1 pseudogene is annotated in these 441 nt (G+C 59.2%); it reads left to right on the top strand.

Going from position 1 to position 441, the window contains the following annotated elements:
- Positions 1–441: pseudogene (locus SB822_RS55045) on the top strand (DNA-directed RNA polymerase subunit beta'); the annotation flags it as partial.

Below are 441 nucleotides of genomic sequence, written 5' to 3'. Positions count from 1 at the left end.
GAAGTGCAGGACGTGTACCGTCTGCAAGGCGTGAAGATCAACGACAAGCACATTGAAGTGATTGTTCGTCAGATGCTGCGCCGCGTGCAGATTACGGACAACGGCGATACGCGTTTCATCCCGGGCGAACAGGTCGAGCGGTCGGATATGCTCGACGAAAACGACCGTATGATCGCGGAAGACAAGCGTCCGGCAACGTACGAAAACGTGCTGCTCGGTATCACGAAGGCCTCGTTGTCGACCGATTCGTTCATCTCGGCGGCGTCGTTCCAGGAAACGACCCGCGTGCTGACCGAAGCGGCGATCATGGGCAAGCGCGACGACCTGCGCGGTCTGAAGGAAAACGTGATCGTCGGCCGTCTGATTCCGGCCGGTACGGGTCTCGCGTTCCACAAGGCACGCAAGAGCAAGGAACTGTCCGACCGCGAGCGTTTCGATCAG

Source organism: Paraburkholderia sp. SIMBA_054 (assembly GCF_046534875.1).
GTDB lineage: Bacteria > Pseudomonadota > Gammaproteobacteria > Burkholderiales > Burkholderiaceae > Paraburkholderia > Paraburkholderia hospita.
The sequence above is the reverse complement of the archived record's forward strand: the minus strand, read 5'-3'. Positions and strand labels throughout refer to the sequence as shown.